Origin of the sequence: Streptomyces sp. B21-105 (assembly GCF_036898465.1) — a bacterium.
In the GTDB taxonomy this organism is placed as follows: Bacteria; Actinomycetota; Actinomycetes; order Streptomycetales; family Streptomycetaceae; genus Streptomyces.
Map to the genome: position 1 here is coordinate 951,735 of NZ_JARUMJ010000001.1, position 22,315 is coordinate 974,049.

The window sequence follows — 22,315 nt, forward strand, 5'->3', positions numbered from 1 at the left end:
CGGTTCGGATCCCAGCGGTCCGCGGATGTCCATCGTCATTCCGACTCACTCCGGTCGCGGCACCTACGTGGCCGAGTTACTCCAGGAGTTGCGTAAACCGGCACATGAGGAAACCGTGGAAGTCCTCGTCGTGGACAGCTCGGACGGGGCGGAGGCCACGGAACTCGAACAGAGATGTGCCGCAGTGGGCGGCTGCAGGTATCTGCGCGGACCGCTGGACGCGGCGACGAAGCGCAACATCGGCGCACAAGCCGCCCGCGGAGAGCTCCTGCTGTTCGTCGACTCGGACTGCGTCATCACCGACGAGTCGATCCAAGCGCACATCGACTTCATGTCCCAGGCACCGGAAGGCGTCGGAGCAGCCATCGGACCCACCCGGATGATCGACAGGAACGACGTTCATCCATGGCCCATCGTGCGACATTCCCGCATGTACAACCAGTGCTACGACTGGCCGGACCGGTTCAACCGGGTCCTGTGGGGCACTACGTCGAACCTGGTGGTACGGGCCGCCGCCTTCCGCGAGGTCGGCGGCTTTCGGGCCATGTTCCCCGCCCCCGTCGGCGGCGAGGACGTCGACTTCGGAGTCCGTCTCACGGAGGCCGGGTACGAGATCGCCACCAACCCGATGGCCGAAGTGAGCCACCGGCGCGCGCACATAGGCGGTCTGCGCCCGATCGCGCGGAGCCTGTTCCACTACGGTGCCGCCGACGCCGCCCTGGTCGATCTCCACAACCAGCGCACCCAGCTGCACGTACCCACCCATGTGGCCGGGGCGATGTTGGCCGGCGCTGTCCTCGCCGCCGGCGGACGCCGCACGAAGGCCGTCGTCGGCCTTGCAGCCCTCGCCTCGATCGCGGTCGGCACCACGCGTGCCCGGAAGTCGATGTACGAAGTCTCCGGGAACGAGAGCACGACCAGCAGGTCCTGGGTCGAGATACCCAGACAACTCGCGGCCCGCGGGCTGGACGGTGTCTTCACCCTCGGCGTGATCGTCGGGGCGGCACGCCGCAACAGGCCGGGGCTGGCCCTGAAACGGTTCGTGTACGTGGACCGGGCGGGATTCGAACTGAGGAGTGAGGCGTGATCACACTCGGTATCACGGGAAGCTTCTCCGACCTGAGCGGAAAGTTCCTGCCTGCACTGCCCGACTGGTTCTACCACGACTCCGCCGCCGGTCTGGTGGTCGACGGCACGGCGGTGGCGGCCGTAGAGGAGGAGCGGCTCAACCGGATCAAACACACCAACAAGTTTCCGCACGAGGCGGTTCGAGCCTGTCTTGAGATCGCCGGCATACGCCCCGGCGACATCGACAACGTGGCGTTCTTCTTCGGTGAGGAGTACTCGGACCTGGAACTGGGCTACCAGTACCTCGAAAACCCCGATGAACTGGTCAGGTCCGCACGTGACCTGGTCGAAGAGCGACTCCACGAATGTCTGCCCACCGGCTTCTCGGCCGACCGGATAACCTTCGTGCCGCACCATCTATCCCACGCCTTCGGGACGTTCGCTGATTCCGGGTTCGACAGCGGCCTGGCCCTGGTCATGGACGGCAATGGCGAGGCAGAGAGCATCTCGGTCTACCGGGGCGCCAGCGGCAAGCTGGATCTGCTGAAGACCTACGACATCTCCCGCTCCCTCGGCCACTTCTACCTGTCGGCCCTTCCACTCATCGGTTTCAAACGCTTCGACGAGTACAAGGCCATGGGCTTGGCACCCTACGGTGACCCGGAGGTGTATCGCGAGGAGTTCGCGCGGTGCACCGCCGTCCTGCCCGGCGGCGAGTTCGAGATGGACGGAGCCGCTCTCGTGGAGCGCTTCCTGCGGAAGGGGTACCGGCCGCGGCGTCGAGGAGAGGTGCCCCGGGCCGAGGACGCCCACCTGGCCGCCGCACTCCAAGAGGTGCTGGAGCGGGTCGTCCTGCACATCGCTCGCCACTGGCGCGACGAGACAGGAGAACGCAGGCTCTGCCTCGCCGGCGGCGTGGCCCACAACTCCTCCGCGAACGGCCGGTTGCTCTCCTCCGGGCTCTTCGACGACCTGTTCGTCCACCCGGCCTCGCACGACGCTGGCTCGGCCCTGGGCGCCGCCCAGTCCCTCCAGTCGGAGGCCGGCGTCTTCCACAGCAAACGGCTCCGGCATGTCTTTCTCGGGCCCAATCTGGGCGCGCGACTGGACGTGTCCGCCGCGGTCCACAGGTGGGCCCCGTTCGTCGAGTGGGAAGCGGTGGACCCGGGTGACGAACACGACCTCGCCGCGCGTCTGATCGACGAGGGCGCGATCGTCGGCTGGGCGCGCGGCCGCTCGGAGTTCGGCCCCCGGGCGCTGGGGCACCGCAGCATACTCGCCGACCCCCGGCACGCCGGGAACCGCGACCGGGTCAACGCGGTGGTCAAGAAGCGCGAGGAGTTCCGCCCGTTCGCGCCGGCGGTGCTGGCCGAGCACCTGGAGACCGTGTTCGAGGCCGTGCCGACCCGGGCGCCGCTCGACTTTATGTCGTACGTCGTGCAGGTGAAGGACGAATGGCGCGAGCGGTTGCCGGCCGTGGTGCACGTCGATGGCAGCGCACGGGTGCAGACGGTCGACAAGGACAGCAATCCGGCGTTCTGGCAACTCATTCAGAGCTTCTACAAGCGGTCCGGCGTGCCAGTCGTCCTCAACACCTCGTTCAACAATTTCGCGGAGCCGATCGTGCAGACCACGGACGACGCGCTGCGCTGTCTGGTCACGACAGCACTCGACTGCCTGGTCCTGCCGGGGTTCGTGATCCGCCGCCGTTCCGACCTCGTGGAAGCGATCCTGACCAGCGTGCCGTCCCTGCATCCTGCCGCGGAGCTGAGGAAGATCGTGCGGCCGGGGAAGCCGGGATCGTCACGTACCGTCGCCACCTTCCATTACGCCGGTGCGCGCGAGATCGACGTCTCGCCAGCGCTGTGGGACCTGCTCGCCACAGGGACGACGTCCCCCGCTGACCTGGGTCTTTCGTCAGCGGGGGACGACGGCGCCCGCGTGGCCGACGAGCTCATGCGGCTGTGGGAACTCCGCATCGTCGACCTGGCACCCCGTGGCCGCACACCGGCATGACGCGCGGGACGGCACGACAGCGCGACCGGCGAGCGGCTCCAAGGCACGGCCGAGCACTTCAGTGAGGGACTCGATGCATCTGTTCCAGGCACTCCGCGCCCGAGCACGGGAACGCCCCCGGGCGGTGGCACATGTCGTAGCGGGAGGGCAGACGCTCACGTTCGACGCATGGCATCGCCGAGCCTGCGCCCAGGCCGAGCGCCTCTCCGCCCGAGGAGTGGGGCCCGGGACACCGGTCGGCCTCCGCTTCACCGCGGAAGAGGTGATCGACGCGGCGTCGGCCATGGTCGCCGTGCAGTTGCTGGCAGCCGTACCAGTGTTCCTGCCGCAGGTGTCGGACCCCGCGACCGTGGCGCGCGGCCGGTCCCGGACGGGGGTCGATCTTGTGTTGCCGAACGACTGGCCCGTCGGCGAGATCGGTGGTGAGCCATGCTCGGGGCACTGCCGTCTGGAGCGCTGGGCGGAACGGTCGGACATCGGGGCCGAGATCGCGGCGGTGGTGCAGACATCGGGCGCCACCGGGAATCCCAGGGGCGTGGCCATCACCCACCAGGACGCCGCCTATCAGACGCGCGGGGGATGGACGCAGGACGTGCTGTTGGCCGCTTCAGCCGTGCACACCGTCGACGGCGCGATGCACCTGGTGGCGCCGCTGCTCGACGGGCGCAAGGTGATCACGCTGCCCCGGTTCTCGGCGGGCGCCTTCTGGCAGACCCTGCGGAAGCAGAAGCCCACCTACCTCAAGCTGGTGCCCGCCATGATCCGGCTGCTCGACGCGGAGGAGACGGACCTGCCGCCACAGCGCACGGACGTCCGGAAGGTCCGGATCGGCTCCGCCGCGGTGAGCGAGGACGACCGGGATGCCTTGGCCCGGTTGTTCCCCCGCGCGGAGATCTGGATGGACTATTCGAGCACGGAGTCCGGCAAGGCGGCCGTCCAGATCCGGCTCGACCGGACAGATCACCGCCGGTCTCCGTGGCGCGGCGAACTCGGAGTGCCCGACTCCGACACCCTGGTCAGGGTGGTCGACGCGAGCGGCGTGACCGTCCCGCCGGGAACAGCGGGAGAGATCCAGCTCCGGCACGCCGTCCTGCCCCGACGGCGGTACTTCCCGGACCATCGGGCCGAAGCCGACTCCACCGACGGTCCTTGGGTGTCCACGGGCGACATCGGCGTGCTCGACGATACCGGCCGGCTTTGGTACAGCGGTCGGCTTGCCGAGACGGCCAACTGTGGTGGGGAGAACGTCTCACTTGTCGAAGTGGAACAGGCTTTCCTGGAATGCGAGTTCATTGCTGCTGCGGCTGCTGCGGCCCTCCCGCACCCGTTGATGGGGCAAACGGTGGGCCTGCTGCTGGTGCCCGTCGGCGACCGGTCCGTGACGGACGCCGAACTGCACGCTTTCGCACGTCGGCGCCTCCGCCCCGTCCAACGACCTACCCGGATGCTGTGCGTATCCGAGGTGCCGGTCGCCGAACACGGCAAGATCGCCCGTGGCAAGGTCCGCGACATCCTGCTCGACGCTGGGGCACCCGCCGCCGTCCCGGAGAGTGCCGATCGGATTCTGGCACTCGTCCGGGAGTTGGGCTTCACCGAAGCCGAGGCCGACGACGACCTGTTCGCGCTGGGCTTGACCTCGCTCGACTTCGTGCGGTTCGCCATGGCGATCGAGACAGCGTTCGGCGTCATGGTCGACCTGGGCGAGCTGATGAGCCTCGCCACCATCGCCGACCTACAGCGCCACCTTCTGCCGGACGACGGGGGGCACTGACATGGCTGCCTCCGGCTTCCCGGTCGCCGCGCCCATCGGTCTGGTGCGCAGCGCTGCGGAGGATCCCGCACTGAGCGCTTGGCTGGGCCGGGTCGACCAACTCGTGGACGCGGCCTGCCGCCGCTGGGACCTCGACAAGGTCGCAGCCTTGCCCGCCCAGTACAGCGTCGTGCTGGAAGTCAGGCAGCCGGACGGCGCACCCGCGGTGCTCAAGGTGATCCCGCCCGACGACTTCGCGGCACTCGAGGTCCCCGCCCTGCGTGCCTACGACGGAGAGTCCTCGCCCCGGTTGCTAGCCTACGACGAGACTCTGGACGCCGCGCTGCTCGAAAGGGTCGGGCCGGCACGCCCGTTGTCACATCTGCCCGATGATGAGGCCACCAGGGTCCTCGCCACGGTGATGCGACGACTGTGGACGGTGCCGGCCTCGCGGCTGCAACCGCCCAACCGCCTGTCCGACTGGGCGACACAACGACCGGCGATCATGCGTTCACGCGCCGGAGGACGTCCGGGCCTGGTGCCGCCAGACCTTTTGGACCAGGCCACCGAAATTCTGCGGTGTTGGGACAGCTCGGTCGACGACGTGATCCTGCACGGCGATCTGCACCACGCCAACGTGCTCTCCTCCGACCGGTGCGGCTGGGTCGCCATCGACCCCTGCGGTCGAATCGGACACCGCGAGGCGGACGTTGCGGCGATGCTCAGGAACCCCTGGGGTGCCGAACTCGACGTGGAACGGCTGCGTGCCAGGAACGAGCGTCGCCTCGACATCCTGCGGGCGATGCTGGACCTGGACCTGGACCGGTGTCGGCAGTGGGCCTTCGCCAACTCTCTCGACCTGGCCATCTGGAGTGCCGTCTCCGGTCGGCCCGACGACTTCGACCATCTCTTCGCGGTCGCGCTCAGCCTCAGGGAATGACAGCCGAAGAATCCGAGCCGACCCACGGTTCCAGCGACGGACCGCGGTACCGCGCCGGTACGACAAGGAGAAATGAATGGCCGTCCAAGGGCAGTCCCTTGCACTCTTCGACCACGCTCCCACGCTTCGGCACGATCCCGATGACGTGCTGTTCCGATGGCCGATCCTGGAGCCGGAGGACGAGAAGGCCGTCCTCGACGTGCTCCGGCTGCACAACTTCGAGGGATCCGGAAACGTAGCGGCGTTCGAGGCGGAGTTCGCCGACTTCTGCGGTGTCGGATACGCGATCGCCCAGGTCAACGGTACGTCGGCGGTGCTGGCCGCGCTGTACGCCGCCGGTGTCCGCCCGGGCGACGAGGTGATCGTCCCCAGCGCGACGTACTGGGCCACCGCGCTGCCGGTCTACTCGCTCGGGGCGACGATCGTCTTCGCCGACGTGCAGCCGACAACCATGAACCTCGACCCGGAAGACGTCGAACGCCGGATCACGGACCGCACCCGGGCGATCGTCGTGGTGCACATGTTGGGTTATCCGGCAGACATGGCCAGATTCCGGGAGATCGGAGACCGGCACGGGGTGAGGATCATCGAGGATGCCTCGCATGCGCACGGTTCGCTGTATCGCAAACAACGCGCCGGCGCGCTGGCCGACATCGCGGCGTTCTCCTTCTCCGGGAAGCCGATCGCGGTGGGGGAAGGCGGGATCGTCGTCACCGAGGACCGGCAGATGCACGATCGTGTCATCGCCTGGGGACAGAACTTCCGATTCCACGAGAACTACGTCGAGGACGCGGAGCTGCTTCGCTTCAAGGGCCTTCCGCTCGGAGGAGTCACCTCCCGCATGCACCCGGTCAGCGCCGCCCTCGCCCGTCAGCAGTTGCGTCGCCTCGACAGTCGTATGGAAGAGGTGGACGCCGCCATGACCTACTTCTGGGACTGTCTCGACGGCGTTCCCGGAATCGTCCCGCACCGGCCGCCCGCTGGGGACGACCGCACCATGGGTGCCTGGTACCAGCCGCACGGGATATACGACTCGAACGCCCTGTCCGGCCTCTCCGCCCACGGCTTCATGAAGGCGGTGCGAGCCGAGGGGTTCCCCTCCTACACCCGCAACATCATCCGGGAACCGCTTCACCTGCATCCTGTGCTCAACGAGGTGGATGTCTACGGCGTCGGCCGTCCGACCAGGATCCAGAACAGCCCCCGTGACGTGCGCCAGCCCCTGGGCAGCCTGCCGGTGACCGAGGGACTGCGCGCCTTCAGCGTGCCGCCGTTCAAGAGGTTTGACGCCCCCCGCATCCGCCGCTATGCCGACCTGTTCGCGAAGGTCGCCGAACATCACCGTGAGTTGCTCTCCACCGACCCCGGTGACGACGCGGTGGTGGTGGACGAACGGGGCAACGGGTAGTGCGAGCGGAGCACGTCTGGATGGCGGTCGAGGAACTGCGTCGGCTGAGCGCCGACGTACTGGGCGAGATCGGTGTGCGCGAGGAAGTGGCCGAGGCGGTCGCCCAGCATCTCGTCGAGGCGGAGGCCACCGGTCACGCCACGCACGGCGTGCTGCAACTGCCCTCCCTGGTACGGGACATCCGGGCAGGCGTCCTGGACCCGAATGCCGATCCCGTCATCGAGACGCGTGGTGCACAGATGCTGGTGGACGCCAGGAGGGCCGTTTCCCACTGGGCGCTCCCGGGGATCGTGGACTGTGCGGTGGAGGCGGCCCGGCGGGACGGCGCGTGCACAGCGTATATCCGGAACATCGGCAGCACCGGTCGGCTGGGCGCCTACGTTGCCAGAGCGGCGAGGCGCGGAATGGCCGCGCTGTTCGTGACGGGCTCCCTGGGACAGCCCCATGAGGCACTCGTCGCGGCGTTCGGCGGGCGGGAACGCCTGCTGGGCTCCAACCCCATCGCCTTCGCCGCACCCACCTCCGGCGCCCCGCTCGTCGTCGACCTCTCCACGGCGGCCACCACCATGGGGGAACTCCGGCGCAGTCGGCTGCTGGGCGTCCCCCTGGAGTCGCCCGCGGTCATCGACAGCTCCGGCGAACTCTCGAGGGAGCCAGCCGCTTTCTACGCAGGCGGCGCGATCGTTCCCGCAGCCGGGCACAAGGGCTACGCCCTCGCGCTGATGGCCGCCGCTCTCGGGGCGCTCTCCGGAGGCCATACCGCAGACGGCCGCCTCGCCGGATCGTTCCTGCTCGTCATCCGCCCGGCTTCGGAGACCTACGCGACGGAACTGAGAGTGGCCCTGGACAGGGTCAGAAGTACGGACGGCGTGCGTGTCCCCGGTGACCGCCCTGGCCGTACCGGACATCAGGAGGAGCAGTTCAAGGTGGCTGTCCCGGTCGTAGTACTGCAGGAGATCAATCGGATCCGGGAAGGGAGGAACCGGTGACGAACGACAGGGCGGTGGTGCTCGTCGGATGCGGTTACGCCGCGGACTTCTATGTCGCCTGCCTCACCAGTTACCCGCACCTCAAGCTGGTCGGTGCCTACGACATCGACCAGGAACGGGCGACGACGTTCTGCGGCTTCCATGGGATAACCCGCTTCGGCAGCCTGACGGAGGCACTCGATCAGGACGCGATCGTCGCGAACCTGACGACGATCGAGAGCCACCACGAGGTCACCAAGGCGGCGCTGCTCAGGGGGCGGCACGTCTTCAGCGAGAAGCCGCTGGCGCTAGCGCAGGCCGAGACGGACGAGCTCCGGCACCTCGCCGAAACCCGCGGGCTTCTGCTGGCGTCGGCGCCGAGCACCTCGCTCGGCCCCTGCTATGGCGCCGTACGGGAGGCATTGCACGGTGGCCTCATCGGCCGACCCCTCGTCGTGCATGCCAATCTTGAGGACGGTGCCGTTCACAGGATGGACTACCGGAACTGGATCAGTCCCTCCGGTCAGCCCTGGCCGGCCCGCCACGAGTTCGCCGCTGGCCCCATTCTGGAGCACGCTGGCTACCAACTCACCTGGCTGGTCCGACTGTTCGGCGGGGTGAAGCAGATGACGGGGATGACGACGACCGTGGAGCCCGCGCCCCGGCCGAAGGAGGCGACCGACTGGAGATTCGGCCCGAACCTGGCCCTGTGGAGTCTCACCCATGACAGCGGCGTCGTGACGCGGCTGAGTGCCGGAGGAGTGGCCCCCCGTGACTACTCCATGCGGATCTTTGGCGAGGAGGGCGTACTTGAGGTGGAGGACGTGATGCGTCTGAACTCACCCGTCGCGTATCGGCGTTCGGCCTCGGTGACGGAACACAGCCGGATCGGCTATCTCGGACCCACTGAGCGCCTGCGCTACGACACGCCCCCACCTCCCTACGACGACACCCACTACATCGACTTCGCGGCCGGCCTGGCAGAGATGGCGGACTGCCTGGACGGTCCCGGTGCACCCCGGCTCGGCCTTCCGCTGTCGGCACACGTCCTTGAGCTGACGCTGGAACTCATCACATCAGGGGCCCGGACCGTACGCCCCACGACACGATACGGCGAACCGCGAGAGACGAGGACGCCCCGATGACCGCCCTGTCGTCGCCTCCCTCGCCGGACGAGGTGAGCCACTTCCAGTCAATGCTTGCCGAATTCCGGCGACTCAGCGTCGAGCCTCGCGGGGAGGCCGACCGCTTCCAGTTCCTCTGCGACCAGATGTTCACGGTATTCAGCGCATCCGGCATTTGGGAAGCCGACCGCGAGCACGATCGGCTCCTCCCCGGGGACGACAACCTCGACACCGGCAATCCGGCCTTCCATCCGCCGGACGTGTTCATGAACACGATGGTGAAACTGGCCAGCGATCCTGAGAACCTTCGCGGCTACTACGGGGGCTTCGCCCGCGACGATCTCCGGAGCGCGGTGCAAGAGTTCCTGCGGCGCACCGGGCTGCTGAGCGCCGACCAGACGGTGGACGTCGTGGCGGGCGCCGGCACAGTCCACCTCTATGACCTGCTGTGTCGGCACCTTGTGCGCCGCCCCAACGACGTCGTTCTCAGCGCGCATCCCTTCTACGGCTTCTTCCTCCCGCACGCCGAGCGCTCCGGAGGACAGACTCGGCTCGTGCGGCCCGACGACGGCTACCGGTGCTCAGGCAGTCTGGTCGCGTCCTCCATCTCGGCCGTCAACGACGAACTGCACCAGGGCTGGGCCACGACGGTCGGGCACAGGTTCCGGGCGTTCCTTACCGATGCCGCCCCTCACCTGGGTCTCTGCGTCCCGCCCCTATGGGTCGAGGAGGTCGGCAGAGCGCTCGATCGCGTTCGTACCTGGCCGGACTTCCCGGAGCAGTGCGACGGGGAGGTCTTGGATCTCCTCGGTCCGCTCCTGGCCGAAGTCGGGCTCCCCTGGCCTGCGCTCGCCCGCGTCGGCAAGCTGCCGACCGTGCCGCGCGTGGTGGCATGGATGCACATCAACCCGAGCCAAGGCGGCGACGTCTACGGCCAGGAACACGTCAGCGCCTTGGCCGAGGTGCTGCGTTACGCCCAAGTACCGCCGATTGAGGACCTGGCCTATCACTCGGTGCGGATCCAACTAGGGGAGCTGGGCTCCTTCTTCCGCACCGGAGTGCCGACGTATCAGCTCCTGGGGCTCTCGAAGCCGTTCGGACTCGCCAACTGCCGGGTCGGCCTGCTGGTCACCGACACCGACGACGGCTACCAACTCGGCCGTCTGGTCGAGACCTCCGCCGGATGGATGCCGACGTTCCATCAGATCGCCCTTCGGGATCTGCTGGCGGACAAGGAAGTCGAACGGTATTTGCGTGAGAACTCGTCCGCGTCGCAGGACAGCTATGCCGCCAAATGCACCGTTGCCCTGGCTGTACTGCGCGGCCGACGCCACGACCCCACACTTTCCGAGGATGGGTTCGCCCACGTGAGCCGCATCGCGGACGAGACCGCCGAGGAGCTGTTCGGACCATTCGGCTCATACCCGCACGCCGCCGGGGTGCCCATCCGTAGCCTGGTCGACGACTTCCTGGCAGATGGACTCAGTGCCTGGCTGTCGGTGCCCCGGCCACCGGAGGCCGGCTTCTTCGTCATGGCGGACTGCACCTCTCTCATCACGTCGGAACTCGGCAGGGCACTGGATCTGCGCAGCGCATTCGATGTCTTCGCTCTGTTCACCCACTTCGCAGGGGTCCGCACCATTCCGGAGGAGGCCATGACGGTGGCGTCCCTGTCGACGGACACGAAACTGCTGCGCCTGAGCTTCTCCGTGCCGTCCCGGACCTGGGTGCACGCCTGTTTCCTGATCTTTCTGCTCCTGCGCCGACTGACTGAGCAAACCTCACACATCGATCGATGACCGACCCCGGTCAGCACAACTCACCACGGAGGGCGTCATGACCGACCTGCAAGGCGAAACAGCGGTTGTCGCCAGCGACGTCGTCAAGACCTTCTTCACCCTCGACCGACAGCAAGGGTTCCTCGGTGGCCTGCGCACACTGGTGATGCCCAGGCGCCGGGCCAAGACCGCGGTGGACCGGATGTCCTTGACCGTCCGCTACGGCGAGCTCGTGGCACTGCTGGGTCCGAACGGTGCGGGCAAGTCCACCACCATCAAACTGCTGACCGGAATCCTGGCGCCGACGGCTGGTTCCGTGCAGGTAGGCGGTATCGATCCGCACCGTCACAGGGAACAGAACGCCAGAGGCATCGGAGCGGTCTTCGGGCAACGTACCCAGCTGTGGTGGGACTTGCCTGCCCGTGAGTCACTGGCGATCCTCCGGGACATCTTCGAGGTCGACGAGTCGGACTATCGAAAGCGCCTCACCGAATACGACGACCTTCTACAGTTGTCCGAGTTCTGGGACACGCGAGTGCGTCATCTGTCCCTGGGACAACGTGTCCGGTGCGACCTGGCCGCAGCGCTGCTGCACGACCCGATGATCGTGTTCCTGGACGAGCCCACCATCGGGATGGACGTCGTCGTGAAGGAGCAGGTCCGCGAGTTCCTGCGGCACCAGGTCGAACGCCGGGGCCGCGCGGTTCTGCTGACCACCCACGACATGACGGAGGTGGACCGGCTCGCCGAGCGAGTGGTCCTCATCAATCAAGGCCGGCTCGCCTTCGACGGCTCCTTGGAGGAGCTGCGCCATCGATACGGCGAGACATGGCAGGTGCACATCACCTTCGCCGAGCCGCAAGACCGTCCGACCGTGGAGGGACTCACGCTCGTTCGCTGGGACGGCGCGCGAGCGGTGTACGGGCCCGGACCTGTCGGCGGCGCAGGCCCCGAGGACAATCCACAAAACGCGCTGAAGCGCGTCATTGAGCAGTACGCGATAACGGATGTCGCCATTACCAAGAGCGATCTTGAGGACGTCATGCGGGCGGCGTATCTGCGCGCACCATCGTCCGGCGGGAATGCTGACGAGAACAGGACGGAAGTGGTGGCCGGATGACACGTGCGAGTCACGGGGACCTTTCACGGCAACGCGCCTCGACCGTCCAGTGGAAGGTCGCACGAGTCACGGCCCTGGGGGAAGTTTTCCAGTCCGGTCGGCTGGTGGGTACGGCGGTCAGGCTGACCATACAGGTCCTGCTGACGACCAGCCTGTGGCGAGCGCTCTACGCAGAGACGGAGTCGAGCGCCGGACTTGACCGCGACCAGGCCGTCACCTTTGCGGTGCTGGCGGCTCTGTCCCTGCAAATACGGGGCATGGACCGGTCCGCTGCGCGCGACACGCTCATTCAGCACATGTACGACGGCACCGTGCTTTATTGGTATCTGCGGCCGCTGCCGGCACGGCACTACTACTGCATCCGAGCAGTCGGAGATCAATTGTACGGCGCACTCTGGACACTGATCGGATATACCGCCTGCTTGGTATCAGGAATCGTCGCCCCCCCGGTTTCCGGATCAGTAGCAGCACTTTTTGCCGTCAGTCTGCTGTTCGGGCAGATCACCGTCTACTACCTGTTCCTCCTGGCTGACCTGATCTGCTTTTGGACCATGCTGAATAATTCCGCAGTCCTCATTCTTCGCTTCATCCAGAACCTACTTTCGGGCGTTTTCGCCCCCTTGTGGTTCTTCCCGGGGTGGTTCATCGATGTCAGCTCATTTCTTCCGTTTCAGGGAACTCTCAATACGCCTCTTTCGATATATGTGGGCCGCATCCCCGTGGGCACCGCCCTGCGTGAGATCGCCACCCAGTTGGTGTGGTGTCTTCTGCTTGCTGGAATTTCACGGAAAATATGGAGCCAAGCTTCCAAGCGCGTAACGGTGCAGGGAGGATGATGTGACAAGGACCGTCGGCGCCATCCGGACACTACGCATCATTCTCCGTCTCACTGCCCTCAATCTGAGGGCCAGGATGGACTATCGAACTGAATTTCTGCTCAGTGTCACGGTGGGCGCCATGTGGCAGATCGCCGTCCTGGTCTTCGCCACGGTCCTCCTCGTGAGGTTTCCCGGAATGGGAGGCTGGTCAAGCGGAGCAGTTCTGCTGATCGCGGGTACACGCCTGCTGAGTCATGGACTCTACGTCCTGATTTTCGGTAGGGTGGCCGGGTTGACGTCACTTGTGCAGAGCGGCCAGATTGACGTCTTTCTGCTGCGGCCGATACCGGTCTACCGGCAGGTGCAGCTCGCATTCTTCAATGTCAATGCGATCGGTGACTTACTGGTGGCCTCTGCGCTTTTCGCCTGGGCGGTGGAACGTGTCGACGTGGATTGGAGCCTGCTCAGCAGCAGTTATCTGATCGGCGCAGTGATCGGCGGAATGTTTATGGAGGCCGCGATAGTGACGACTATTTCCTGTGCGGCGTTGCACGCTCCAGCCACCGCCTATTGGTCACAGTGGGTAGAAGAGATCATCGGAACATTCGGAAACTATCCGCTGCATATCCTTCCGCACCTTGTCCGTGACGCGTTGACATTCGGTCTCCCCGTCGCCTTTATCGCCTACTTCCCGATTGCCGTCGTCTCAGGTAACCGGGATTCCGTAGGCGCGCCAGCTCTGCTGGTGATTTCGGCCCCTCTGATCGGCCTGCTCGCATACGCGGCGTCTCGCCGACTCTGGTTGGCGAGTCTCCACCACTACAAAGGATTCGGAAACTGACGCGACGAGTTGTTCGAAGGTAGGCATGGTGGACTACGCGCAGACCCGCACCAGGTGGGCCAGCATGCCCTCCGGATCGTGTAGAGGCACAGCGCCGTCAGAGACGACCCGACGCGTACCGGGATCCACGGGATTGGTCGTCGCCCAGTCATGCGAGCCGATGTTGATCTCGACCTCAAGTCCGGAAGGAGTGACGAAGCGACGCTCGGTGACCACTCCCCAGCGCTGGATTCGCACCAGGTCACCCAGCTCCAGCTGGTCGGCCCAGGAGTCGTCGGCGTACTGGGCGATGTCCCGGGTGAGCATGACAAGGTCGACGTCAGAGTCGGGCCGGGCGGCGCTGCGCGCGAACGAGCCAACCAGAAGCAGGCCGACGACGTCGGTGTGCCCGGCGGCCCAGCGGGTGACACGGTCGATGATGCCCTGCACTTCCGCTACACGGTCGGATGACAGTCCTGCCGACGGGCGGACGGACGGTTCTTCGCGATGGACCATGCCAACTCCTCTTAGATATGGGGGTGTTGGACACACACCTTAACGGCTTGTCCTCGCCTGGCGGCGCCGACGCCGTGCACCTGTACTGGAGCGATTTTGACGGACTGACAGCCAGCGAAGAATTTCGATGTCGCATGGAAGGACGGTACCGTGGTGAGCGCGGCAACCTGTTTCGTAATAATCAGCAATACGGTGGATGACGCGTTCGAGGATCTGGTTCTCGGCCTGCGAGCGTTCTGCCCGGAAGCCGACATCGCATGGTACAACTCAGGAACTCGGCGTGATACCCCCTTCGGACTTCGCCGCGTTTCGTGCGATCGACCACTGAAATACATGAAGATAACTCCCTGCTTTTTCGACATCTTCGAATGGTCGATCAGCCAGAACTACGACCAGGTCATCAATCTTGAAACAGACATGGTTTTCATCCGGCCCGGCTTTCTGGAGTTCATCGCACAGCAAATGAAGGAGGTCGATTATGTTGCTCCAGGATTGCGGCGTAATATCCCGCCCGTATCCCTATGGCCTGCGTACCGAACTCTGTCCAGTGAACGCGCGGAGCTTTCCGCGATCCTTGGAACCGACCATCTGAATCGCTGCTTCAGCCCCTCGCAAATCTTCGGACGCGGGTACGTTTCAGCGTTACTCTCAAGCGGCAATTATGCGCGGATAAGGTCTTTCGTGGAACGAAATCAACAACCTGGACGGTCGTGGACGCTGCAAGAACTAATCCTTCCGTCGCTTGCCGACAGTGTAGGCGCCACTTCCCGCCCCTATCCTCTTCGCATGGCCACGTTTAACCGCTATCGACCGTTTCAGGCGCCGATCGATCTCGAGATTGCGCAAACCGTCTCTGATGCCTTTTTCCTTCACCCGGTCCGCCGCGCGGGTGACGACCCGGTGCGGCGCCACGCGAGGAATCTTGCGCATCGCGCTTTAACGGAATCAGGTCAACCTGCGGAGACGAATTAACGATAGGAGTAAAGGGAATGGCGTCTGCTAGCAATAGTGAAGCATCCAACAGAGTCGGCGACGGAACGTTGACGCAGTCCAGTGCAATTCAAGCGGCGCAACTTGGAGAGTCACTCAGGGGCGCTGATCTTAGCGGTATGGATCTCAGCGGAGCGAGCTTCGCTGAATCCATGCTACGCGGAGCGAGTATGGTCGAGGCGGCGCTCATCGGTACGAATCTGCGCAGCGCCAATCTATCCGGAGCCTTCCTTGCTGCCACCGATCTGCGCAATGCAGATCTGAGCATGTCTTTTCTGGGCGGCGCCTTTCTGGGTTGGACACTGCTCCGGGAGGCAGACCTGAGTGGCGCATACCTGCGCGGAGCGGACCTGCGCGAGGCGAATCTGAGCGGAGCCTTCCTCAATGGTGCCGATATGGCGGGCGTATTTCTCGGTGACGCCACCTTAGAGAACGCCGATCTGCGGCGCGCGAACCTGGACGGTGCCGACCTGCGAGAGGCGGACCTGAGCGGCGCCGTCCTTCAAGGGGCCAGCATGCGGGGCACGATGCTGGCAGAGGCGAGGTGGACCTCGGAAACCCGATGGCCGGACGGCGAAGATGATGCGATACGGAGGATGTCTCGGGAAGAGTCTCCCGGCAAGTTCGTCATCAATACGGACGCCTCCTCGCGTGACACCATACGGATTCAGCATCCGCCGTCCTAACGACCTTGTGCCTGGAGGGCTCCCGGCTCCTTCTCCACGCCAGCCTCGCTCGTCCTGCAGGTGCGGACCGAGGCCGAGCTCGCCGACGGGCCCAGTGCTGGAGATTGGCACTGGCTCCTACACTCAACTCGCCTGCGAGTACCTCGGCTCCGCCAACCTCACCTCAATCGCGGCCGCCCGCCCAGGCCGGGAAGCCTTGGGCCCGTGTGCGTACGGCGGTGGGCTCGGCGGGCGACATCTGCCGCACCCGTGTCCGGTCTGCCGCTTCCCTGCCCTTCACTTCAGCGTCAGCTGCACGACCCGTACGGCGCCGTACCCGGTCGTGCTGCAGGAAGTCGGCGGACGTTGCTGACGGCTGTGGCTTGTTCCCGTAGACGCTCGATCTCCAGGTGCTGGGCGGCAATCTGAGAGAGGGCACGTCGCTTGAATTCCTTGAGCGCCTCCAACTCGGCATCCCGTTGATCCAGGCGGGACTTGAGAGCGGTGTTGGCCTCCTTGAGCCTCTCGATCTGCGAAGCCCGGGGATCAGGGATCGTCCCGGCATCCCGTAGGGCGGTCAGGCGTCGTTCGAACTCCTGGGCCAAGTGCTGATACGGCCCTGGCCGGGCGGAGCCGTCGCGGTTCTTCTTGGCGTAGAAGGCGGTGCGGGGTACCCCGGCCTCGCTCGCCAGCGTCCGCAGGTCGCACTTGCCGCCGGGTGGCAGGTCGCCACGCAGCAGACGATCCATCGCCGCTCGGATCGCCTCCTCGTTGCGGGTTCGGGTGTCCTCACTGATGCGTCCCATGTCATGCTGCCGTTCCGGTCGCGGCGTCGATCTCGGCCAACACCCGCAGGTCGCGGTCGAGTTCCTTCTGCAGGCGGGCTTTCTCGTCCTTCTGCCCGCGTCCGATCTTGCCGATGAACACCTTCTTGTTCTCCGCGCTGGAGGCCCATACCGGCCGGTGTGAGCTGTGGTGGGTGGCCTGCGGGCAGCGGGCCGAGTCGCACATGCCGACCAGCGGCTTGTCCGCTTTCGGTGTGCCGGCCAGGAGCAGGCACAGCGCTCTGGAGGGGTCTGCGAACCAGCAGTAGTTCGCGATTCCCAGGTGCAGGGTCTTCGCCCGGCGGGCCAGGAGTTGGATCACCTCCTCGTCCCCGGGACGGGTACCGGGTGACGAAGCCTGCATCGCGAGGATCTCCTCATCGACGGATTTGAAGTGGTCAACCAGATCGCGGGCACCAGGCCCGGCAGGACGGATCCCGTTCTGGTAGTCGCGAAACGCCGCCAGGGTAAGGTTCTTGTTGCGGGCCTGCTCCTCCGCGCTGACCTCCGCCATGAACTTGGCCTGGGAGCCGCCAGGGCTGGCGGCGTAGCCCTCGGTCGTGACGATCGAGACGTGCTTGAGGTGGATCTTGGCGGCCAGCAGGCCGCCGGGCCGGTGTGCGAGTGCCACGGCCAGGGTGCGGCGGGTGATGCGCATATTGATCTTATCCTCAGGAATCTGCTCCAGGCCCAGGCGCTGCCCCTCGGGGCCGTTGACCCACCGGCGCAGCTTGGCGCAGCGGTTGGCCATCGCGGTGCGGCCGAAGACATGCTTGGTGGGCCGGCGGGGGTCAACCAGTTGCACGGCGAGGGCAACTGCGTCATAGGCGGGGGCCACGGTGACCCACTCTTCCCACACTCCGCCCAGTTTCTCCTGGCCCTTGATCAGCTTGGTCCGCAGGCGGTAGCGCAGGCGTCCGGCGCCGAGGTCCTGCGGGGGCACGCACGCGTCGAGCGGCATCGCCGCCAGCTCGCTGTTGCGTATGCCGGTGAGCAGGGCGACGACGACCTGGCAGGCGGTGCGGACCCGCTCCACCATGTGGCCCGCTTCTTCGGCCGTGGCGAAGCCCTCGGTCCACGGGACTGTTCCAGTGCCGTCGGCGCGGTCCACCTGGGCGGCGTTCCACGCCCATCTCGGCCGCAGTCCCACCGCTGCCAGGGTCTGTTCCAGCAGGGGCCGCAGCGGGGGCAGGTACTGGTAGGCGAAGGACGTTATCCCCGCTTCCCGGGCGATGGAAAGCACGTTCACCGCGAGCAGGGGGTCTTCGGCGGACCAGCCCTCGTCGGTCCGCGCGGCGTACTCCTTGGCGCCGACCGGCTCCAGGGGGACGCCCTGGTCGAGGTGGGTGCGTATGGCCGCTTCCAGGCGCTCCAGTTGGGTGCCTTCGCTCTTCCATGGCGCCCCGTCGTCGTACTGCCGCACGGTATGGATCAGTTTGAGCATGTGGGGACCGAGTGTCTGCACGATGTACAGGGCGGCGGCCAGCCAGGGCCGCAGTGCTTCGTCACGCAGCGGCTGGGCGATGTTCTCTCCGGCCCGCTTGCAGCCCGCGACCTCGTAGGGGCTTCGGCCGGCCCATGGGACGAACCCTTCGGCGAAGCGGTCCGTGGTGAACAGGTCGCTGTAGAAGGCAGGTTCCTGCACGACCTGGGCCGCGGCCATGCGTGTGCTCTGTCCGGACGGGCGCAACGGCCCTCGGTGCCTGCCCCGGGTATGCCTACGGGACTCGTAGAAACCCCCGCAGTGCTGCTGTGTCACGTCCTCCAGGGAAGTGACGCCGCGCTCGGTGAGCCAGTGGAACCACCGCATGAGCTCGGCAAGGCGGTTCCTGCATGTATCGAAGTGGAGCGGGATGCGGAACGCGCTGGGCAGGTGCCGCACCGCCTCGTGCCCGGGGGCCATGCGCGCGAACATGTACTCCTGGGCAAGGGTCCGCCACTTCGGGCTGTGGATACTGGTGAAGTCCAGTCGGGCCTGGGCTGGCTGCAGGTGGGCGGGCAAGTCCTCCAGATCGGCGAAGTCCCAGATCAACTGGCCGACCAGCGGCCGGATCCCGCCCGGACGAACCGCCAGACCCACGGCCTGGCAGATGTCGACGTCCGCCAGCGGACTGGCGTGATGGCGCCCCTGGGCCAGGGCGGTGGTTGTGATGCGGCTCATCATCGCGTCGTCTCTTCCGGTCGCAGGGGCAACTCATCGTCGGTATCAGTCACTTGAGCTGCGGCCTCCAGTAGCGTCGCGGAGGGGAAGTGGACGTCGGGGGCGAGAATCTCGGCTACCCGCTGGTCGTACGGGCCGAAATTCCGCATGAACTCCACGGCAGTCCTCTGGTCCCACTGGCGGGCGAAGAACGCTCGCAGGCGCATCAGGTTCGGCAGGTGCCGGGGAGTGAACAGCGCCAGCGGGCAGAGCAGGCAGACCCAAGGACGGGCGGGACACGGCTTGCCCTTGGGCCCGTGCAGTCCCGACAGGTGGTCGCCGCAGGCGGCGCTGAAGACATCCCGTTCCCCGTGGACCAGCTCGGCGAGCGCCGTGTCGTCCAGTCCGAGAGCGGCGACCTGCTCGGGGTAATCCCGCACCAGGGTTGCGGCGTCCTCGGTGGCAAGCACCATCGGCGGCTCGGCCTTGCGCAGCATGTCGTTCTGCGCCTCGACGATGATCTCCTCGACCAGGGCCTGCTGTTCGGGTGTGCCGGCGCCGAGGTAGTGGTCGGCTTCGACCTGCGGGCTGCGGTTGGGATCCAGCGTCGCGCGTCGGCTGCCCGCCCATGCGCGGCGGTCCCGCATCGAGTCATAGGTCGTCCGGATCCGGTGCAGGTGCAGTTGCAGCGGGCCGCCGCCGTCGGCCAGGAGCCCTTGCGAAAGGATCCATTTCTGGCTCGTCTCGTTGCTGGTCGCCGTGGTCACCCAGTGGTGCACGCCGCGGGGTACGTAGCGCACCCACAAGGCGTCGCGCATGTGCGCCGGAGCGAACTTCCGGGTCAGAGAGGAGTGGTCCAGCCACTGCTCGAGCAGCCGGCTGGCCCGCTTCGTCAGAGTCCGGCTCTCCTCCGCCGTGCGGCCCTTGATGTAGGAGAGCAGGACGGTCGACTCGCCGGCCCAGTCCACATCACCCAGCCCGAGGTCGTCCAAGCCGTCGGGCACGATGCCGGTATAGATGCCCAACAACAGCCGGTAGGCCAGCACAGTGGAGGCGTCAGGGAACAGCAGCGCCGAGACGGCGACCTTGCGGTACGGGAACCGCCTCTCCGGCAGGCCGGAGAAGTGGCCCGGCGACCAGTCGGCGTACGGCGTCGCCTCCACCGGTCCAAACTGCGCATAGGCCCAGTACACGTTGGCCTCGCTCCATCCGCCCTTGAGCGGATCCTGTCCGTCTTCAGCGGCTCTCCTTGCTCTGCGGAAGGCGGAGTACGAATCCGTGACGACCATCTCGCATGCCTTGGCGAGCCGGGCCCACTCGCTCTCGGTGTACGGAGCGAGCGTGTTCTCGGACTGGCGCTGGACCTGGAAATGGCGGCCGTCCACCATTTCCCGAACATCCGCTTTCAGTAGTCCTTTGAGATCGTCGGCGCGGGCGAGCATCCGTCGGCTGAGAGACTCCAGTGCGGCACGGTGGGCACCTCGCAGCCAGTGTTGGGCCAGGTGAGCACGCGTCAACTCGGCTGCGCCGCCGGTAAAGCCCTGGTCGGCCAGATCGTTGGTCAGTGCGCGGATCGCCGCGGTGTAGTCGTTGAGTGTGCGCTTCGCGTCGATGTCGCCGTGCGGGTGTACGAGATCGGCGAGCCCCAGCAGCATGTCCTGAGCGAGGGCAGGGTTCCGCGTGGCGTAGGTCTTGCCGCCCGCCGTGACGTTCACCATCATTGACACGCTCGTCCCGTCGCTGAAGACGGCGGCGACGCCCAGTGGGTCCTCGAGTACGGTGGCAGGCATCAGATGTCCTCGCTGTCGTCGTCTTCGTCGTCGAACTCCGCTTCGGCCTCGCGGACGGCCGACGCTGGCAAGAGCCCGGTGGTCTCGCCGACCCGCCGGTGCAGTTCGGCGAAGATTCGGGTCGTATCCAGGCGATTGAGATAGACTTCCGTGGTCAGGACACTGGAGTGTCCGAGAAGGTCGCGCAGGACCAGCAGCGGCTCGGTGGTCTTGAGATACAACGCCAGTCCGGCGTCGTCATCACCGTCCTTGACCAGGCGTGCGGCCCGCTCGTAGTAGCCGCGTACCAGCTTGGCCATGGTCTGCATGGCGAAGGTGTGGCGCCCGCGGTGGGGTGTGACATGAGGGAATCGCGGTTCGTAGCGTTCACGGATCCGGTCCGATGCGCGCTCGAACACGGTGTTCCAGTCGGTGAACGGGCGCCCCGGGCCGCACACGGAGAGCAGCATCGACCCACCGCCGGGCGCGACAAGCCGACGGCGTTCAGGCGGGCCCAGCGTTTCCCAGGTGGTCCAGGTGCCGTTGACCCTGCCGCCCAGGGCCGTCGCCTCGGTCACAACGAGCGGTTCGCCCCAGCGCCGCGGCGGCATCCAGGTCGACCCCTGAACTGCTGCGGCCCGCTCGAACTCCAGGTAGTTGTGCAGCTCAGCCAGCGCGTCGTAGTTGATCCATGCGTTTCGGAACTTGCTGCCCTTGGTGATGCCCTCTGGCAGCGGGATAAGCACTGGCACCTCGCTGCGGCGGCTGGGCAACTTCGGTACCTCGCAGGCCAGAAGGTAGGAGAATTCTTGCTTGCGCGGCCCAGAGGCGAAGACGAACCGGCCAACCGCCGCGTTGCGGGCCATCTCGCGGCCGCGGTAGCCGCGTTCCACCGATCCATCGGGCTGCAGCCGGGCCAGGCCCTTGTGGAACAGGTCGGCGAACTCGTCTTCCAGATACTTGATGGTCACGTGGGGCTTCGGCTGGCGGCGCCGCGCGGAGTTCCGGCGGACCTCCCGCCGCTGCCCGGAGAAGACGGCCGTGGCCTGCCGGTAGGTGAACGGCAGGGACGTGGTGTAGCCGTTCTCGATCGCCCAGGCGTAGAAGATGCTGAGCATGGTCATGTGCTGGTTCCAGGTGGTGACCCTGAACCTCTGCCTGCCGCTGATGGGGCCTTGCGAGCGGTAGACCGCGTAGGCGCTCAGCAGGGCCTTGAGCCGCTCACGACTGTCGAAGAGGCCGACCCCGTGTTCTTCTCCGAACTCCGACCACTGGCGTACGGCGCCGACATACGATGTCCAGGAGTTCGCTGCGGGGCATCCGTTGGTCGGAAGCTCGCAGGCCCACCGGTTCACGATCGCTGAGGTACGCAAGCCGTGCTCGTCTTCAAACCGAAGGTCGTCATCGAAGACGAGCACCATCCCCTCAGGAATGACCGGCTTGAACTCCAAGCCCCAACTTTCCCAGCCCTCTGATGAGTAGAACGCCTGTTCCATGCCGGGGATGCTAGCCAAAGAGACACCCTCTGGGCTCCCTCACAGCTGCTGGCCAGCGGGAGGCTCGGTCATCAAAGAGACACTGCACTTAAGTCGAAACAAGAC

At 66.2% G+C, this 22,315-nt stretch carries 18 protein-coding genes; 13 read left to right on the forward strand and 5 right to left on the reverse strand.

Annotated features, from left to right (window positions below; translation table 11 throughout):
- The first annotated feature begins 25 nt into the window (after positions 1-25).
- The 11 genes from QA802_RS03970 to QA802_RS04020 all read left to right on the forward strand — a co-directional run bounded on the left by QA802_RS03970 (position 26) and on the right by QA802_RS04020 (position 13,831).
- Positions 26-1,087, forward strand: coding sequence for a glycosyltransferase family 2 protein (locus QA802_RS03970; protein WP_334518156.1), 1,062 nt, complete (start codon positions 26-28; stop codon positions 1,085-1,087).
- Positions 1,084-3,084 (forward strand): carbamoyltransferase family protein, encoded by a 2,001-nt coding sequence (locus QA802_RS03975; RefSeq protein ID WP_334518157.1) that lies wholly within the window; start codon positions 1,084-1,086, stop codon positions 3,082-3,084. The genes QA802_RS03970 and QA802_RS03975 overlap by 4 nt, the downstream gene beginning before the upstream one ends.
- 73 nt (positions 3,085-3,157) lie before the next feature.
- A complete protein-coding gene (locus QA802_RS03980; protein ID WP_334518158.1) occupies positions 3,158-4,855 on the forward strand; it encodes an AMP-binding protein in 1,698 nt (565 codons plus the stop codon).
- A 1-nt stretch (position 4,856) separates the two neighbouring features.
- On the forward strand, positions 4,857-5,774 hold the full coding sequence (locus QA802_RS03985; RefSeq protein ID WP_334518159.1) for an aminoglycoside phosphotransferase family protein: 918 nt from the start codon (positions 4,857-4,859) through the stop codon (positions 5,772-5,774).
- Between the two features lie 76 nt (positions 5,775-5,850).
- The gene (locus QA802_RS03990; protein WP_334518161.1) at positions 5,851-7,182 is read left to right on the forward strand and encodes a DegT/DnrJ/EryC1/StrS family aminotransferase; all 1,332 of its coding nucleotides are present in this window, start codon (positions 5,851-5,853) and stop codon (positions 7,180-7,182) included.
- Positions 7,183-7,202: 20 nt separating this feature from the next.
- Positions 7,203-8,171: an Ldh family oxidoreductase gene (locus QA802_RS03995; protein WP_334518163.1), complete on the forward strand. Its 969-nt coding sequence runs from the start codon at positions 7,203-7,205 to the stop codon at positions 8,169-8,171.
- Positions 8,168-9,295, forward strand: a complete 1,128-nt coding sequence (locus QA802_RS04000; RefSeq protein ID WP_334518165.1) for a Gfo/Idh/MocA family protein — start codon at positions 8,168-8,170, stop codon at positions 9,293-9,295. The genes QA802_RS03995 and QA802_RS04000 overlap by 4 nt, the downstream gene beginning before the upstream one ends.
- Positions 9,292-11,073: an aminotransferase class I/II-fold pyridoxal phosphate-dependent enzyme gene (locus QA802_RS04005; RefSeq protein WP_334518167.1), complete on the forward strand. Its 1,782-nt coding sequence runs from the start codon at positions 9,292-9,294 to the stop codon at positions 11,071-11,073. The genes QA802_RS04000 and QA802_RS04005 overlap by 4 nt, the downstream gene beginning before the upstream one ends.
- Positions 11,074-11,110: 37 nt before the next feature.
- A complete protein-coding gene (locus tag QA802_RS04010) occupies positions 11,111-12,172 on the forward strand; it encodes an ABC transporter ATP-binding protein (protein WP_334518169.1) in 1,062 nt (353 codons plus the stop codon).
- A complete protein-coding gene (locus QA802_RS04015; RefSeq protein WP_443042070.1) occupies positions 12,169-13,008 on the forward strand; it encodes an ABC transporter permease in 840 nt (279 codons plus the stop codon). Before QA802_RS04010 ends, QA802_RS04015 begins: the two co-directional genes overlap by 4 nt.
- A gap of 1 nt (position 13,009) precedes the next feature.
- Positions 13,010-13,831: an ABC transporter permease gene (locus QA802_RS04020; protein WP_334518173.1), complete on the forward strand. Its 822-nt coding sequence runs from the start codon at positions 13,010-13,012 to the stop codon at positions 13,829-13,831.
- A 33-nt stretch (positions 13,832-13,864) separates the two neighbouring features.
- Here QA802_RS04020 and QA802_RS04025 read toward each other — a convergent pair whose 3' ends face one another.
- Positions 13,865-14,260 carry a nucleotidyltransferase domain-containing protein gene (locus tag QA802_RS04025; protein WP_334518175.1) on the reverse strand — a complete coding sequence of 132 codons (396 nt, stop codon included), beginning with the start codon at positions 14,258-14,260 and terminating at the stop codon, positions 13,865-13,867.
- 219 nt (positions 14,261-14,479) lie between these two features.
- On the opposite strand from QA802_RS04025, the gene QA802_RS04030 reads away from it, so the two are divergent.
- Positions 14,480-15,298: a hypothetical protein gene (locus tag QA802_RS04030; RefSeq protein WP_334518177.1), complete on the forward strand. Its 819-nt coding sequence runs from the start codon at positions 14,480-14,482 to the stop codon at positions 15,296-15,298.
- Positions 15,299-15,315: 17 nt separating this feature from the next.
- Positions 15,316-16,002 (forward strand): pentapeptide repeat-containing protein, encoded by a 687-nt coding sequence (locus QA802_RS04035; protein WP_334518179.1) that lies wholly within the window; start codon positions 15,316-15,318, stop codon positions 16,000-16,002.
- 287 nt (positions 16,003-16,289) lie between these two features.
- Here the strand turns inward: QA802_RS04035 and QA802_RS04040 are convergent, their stop codons facing one another.
- Genes QA802_RS04040 through QA802_RS04055 form a run of 4 tightly spaced genes read right to left on the reverse strand, consistent with a single transcriptional unit; the run spans position 16,290 to position 22,210 of the window.
- On the reverse strand, positions 16,290-16,787 hold the full coding sequence (locus tag QA802_RS04040) for a hypothetical protein (protein WP_334518181.1): 498 nt from the start codon (positions 16,785-16,787) through the stop codon (positions 16,290-16,292).
- A 1-nt stretch (position 16,788) separates the two neighbouring features.
- A complete protein-coding gene (locus QA802_RS04045) occupies positions 16,789-18,966 on the reverse strand; it encodes a site-specific integrase (protein ID WP_334518183.1) in 2,178 nt (725 codons plus the stop codon).
- Positions 18,966-20,735 carry a hypothetical protein gene (locus tag QA802_RS04050; protein WP_334518185.1) on the reverse strand — a complete coding sequence of 590 codons (1,770 nt, stop codon included), beginning with the start codon at positions 20,733-20,735 and terminating at the stop codon, positions 18,966-18,968. Before QA802_RS04050 ends, QA802_RS04045 begins: the two co-directional genes overlap by 1 nt.
- A complete protein-coding gene (locus QA802_RS04055; RefSeq protein ID WP_334518187.1) occupies positions 20,735-22,210 on the reverse strand; it encodes a site-specific integrase in 1,476 nt (491 codons plus the stop codon). Before QA802_RS04055 ends, QA802_RS04050 begins: the two co-directional genes overlap by 1 nt.
- Positions 22,211-22,315 lie beyond the last annotated feature (105 nt).

What these genes read in the sequence shown, in the direction of transcription:
- QA802_RS03970 (WP_334518156.1), top strand. Translation starts at nt 26, where the DNA reads ATGTCCATCGTCATTCCGACTCACTCCGGTCGCGGCACCTACGTGGCC.
- QA802_RS03980 (WP_334518158.1), top strand. Translation starts at nt 3,158, where the DNA reads ATGCATCTGTTCCAGGCACTCCGCGCCCGAGCACGGGAACGCCCCCGG.
- QA802_RS03985 (WP_334518159.1), top strand. Translation starts at nt 4,857, where the DNA reads ATGGCTGCCTCCGGCTTCCCGGTCGCCGCGCCCATCGGTCTGGTGCGC.
- QA802_RS03990 (WP_334518161.1), top strand. Translation starts at nt 5,851, where the DNA reads ATGGCCGTCCAAGGGCAGTCCCTTGCACTCTTCGACCACGCTCCCACG.
- QA802_RS03995 (WP_334518163.1), top strand. Translation starts at nt 7,203, where the DNA reads ATGGCGGTCGAGGAACTGCGTCGGCTGAGCGCCGACGTACTGGGCGAG.
- QA802_RS04005 (WP_334518167.1), top strand. Translation starts at nt 9,292, where the DNA reads ATGACCGCCCTGTCGTCGCCTCCCTCGCCGGACGAGGTGAGCCACTTC.
- QA802_RS04010 (WP_334518169.1), top strand. Translation starts at nt 11,111, where the DNA reads ATGACCGACCTGCAAGGCGAAACAGCGGTTGTCGCCAGCGACGTCGTC.
- QA802_RS04015 (WP_443042070.1), top strand. Translation starts at nt 12,169, where the DNA reads ATGACACGTGCGAGTCACGGGGACCTTTCACGGCAACGCGCCTCGACC.
- QA802_RS04035 (WP_334518179.1), top strand. Translation starts at nt 15,316, where the DNA reads ATGGCGTCTGCTAGCAATAGTGAAGCATCCAACAGAGTCGGCGACGGA.
- QA802_RS04040 (WP_334518181.1), bottom strand. Translation starts at nt 16,787, where the DNA reads ATGGGACGCATCAGTGAGGACACCCGAACCCGCAACGAGGAGGCGATC.
- QA802_RS04045 (WP_334518183.1), bottom strand. Translation starts at nt 18,966, where the DNA reads ATGAGCCGCATCACAACCACCGCCCTGGCCCAGGGGCGCCATCACGCC.
- QA802_RS04050 (WP_334518185.1), bottom strand. Translation starts at nt 20,735, where the DNA reads ATGCCTGCCACCGTACTCGAGGACCCACTGGGCGTCGCCGCCGTCTTC.
- QA802_RS04055 (WP_334518187.1), bottom strand. Translation starts at nt 22,210, where the DNA reads ATGGAACAGGCGTTCTACTCATCAGAGGGCTGGGAAAGTTGGGGCTTG.